Source organism: Leptolyngbya cf. ectocarpi LEGE 11479 (assembly GCF_015207065.1).
Lineage (GTDB): Bacteria > Cyanobacteriota > Cyanobacteriia > Phormidesmidales > Phormidesmidaceae > Leptothoe > Leptothoe ectocarpi.
The window spans coordinates 1-1,466 of record NZ_JADEXP010000625.1; the positions used below are offsets into that span (position 1 = coordinate 1).

At 53.6% G+C, this 1,466-nt stretch carries 2 protein-coding genes; both read right to left on the minus strand.

The window, feature by feature from the left end; all coding sequences use genetic code 11:
- On the minus strand, positions 1-421 hold a 421-nt coding region (locus tag IQ260_RS30565; protein WP_193996798.1), incomplete at its 3' end, for a phosphoribosylaminoimidazolesuccinocarboxamide synthase.
- Positions 422-529: 108 nt separating this feature from the next.
- On the minus strand, positions 530-1,466 hold a 937-nt coding region (locus tag IQ260_RS30570; RefSeq protein ID WP_322745089.1), incomplete at its 5' end, for an adenylate/guanylate cyclase domain-containing protein.

A 1,466-nucleotide genomic window follows, 5' to 3' on the forward strand; every position in this document is an offset into this window, starting at 1 on the left:
CCATGGCTCGAATGCGATCGCACGTCAGCAACGGATCGCCCAGATCGTCATTCTTGTAGTAAAACTCCACCAGTGGGGGAGTTAGAGGCGTTCCCAGGGCCATTCCTGTCTGGCGACACAGACTGCCCGCCGCCAGATTGCGGACCACCACCTCTAGGGGCACAATCGTCACCGGCTTCACCCACATCTCCCGCTCATTAGGCGATGCAATCCAATGGGTGGCAACGCCCTGGGCCTCTAGCAGCTTAAACAGGTGGGTGGACACCGCATTGTTAATCCGGCCCTTGTTGGCAATGGTGCCTCGCTTTTGCGCATTAAACGCCGTGGCATCATCCTTAAAGTAGGTCACCAGTACCGCTGGGTCCTCGGTGGCGTAGAGAATTTTTGCCTTGCCTTCGTAGAGCTTTTGCCGCTCACCCATGGAGCCTCCCCAGGAAATTGCACCGCTTATTTTAGCGCGGCGTTAGGGATTTGTAGCGTCGTTGCATAGAACGACGCTACAAATTTGGCCGTCATCACTTGGCCGTCATCACTTGGTCGTCATCACATAGACACCATCCCAATTTGGCGGCGGCGGCGTCTTTAGAAAGCGACGAATGCGTCCAAGGTGGATTTCTACGGCCCTATCGGTCGGCTCCATAGCCTGAGCTTGGTTAAACAGCTTTAAAGCTCGTTCAAAGTCCTTATCATCTATGTATGCACGGCGTGCCCGACGATAAAGCTCTAAAAACTCCTGCCGCTGATCGGAGAGCACCGTATCCTTTCTGCCAATCAGCTCATAAATTTTGACCGGCTGCATTTTACCCTTAACTCGCGCCAGATCCAGTTCCCGAGTCAAAATCAGCTCGCGACACGGACGATAGGTAAACTCACTCAGCACAATGTCACAGCCATACTGCTTAGTCACCCCTTCTAGTCGGGCGCTGAGATTAACCCCATCCCCAATCACCGTGTACTCCATTTTACGATGGGAGCCAATATTGCCAGACACCACTTCACCGGAACTGAGGCCAATGCCAATATTGATTTCCGGCTGCTTCTTTTCTCGACGCAGTTCATTAAACCGCACCAGCCGCTGCCGCATATCCAAAGCTGCTTGAATCGCTGACCAGCTGTGATTTTCTAGGGGCAGCGGTGCACCAAAAACGGCCATCAGCGCATCACCAATAAATTTATCGAGGGTGCCTTCATGGTTAAACACCGCTTCGACCATCGTTTCAAAGTACTCATTCAGCATGGACACCACCTGGGAGGCCTCCAGACTCTCTGTGAGCGTGGTGTAACCGCGAATATCCGAAAATAGGACCGTCACATCACGGCGTTTGCCCACCATCAGCGAATCTTCGCCCAGGGCCATCACCTGCTCAGCCACGCTGGGAGTCATATAGCGGTACAGGGTGGTTTTCATACGCTTTTCTTGGCTGATATCTTCCAGCACCACCAGACCGCCCCGCACCCCTCCCTTG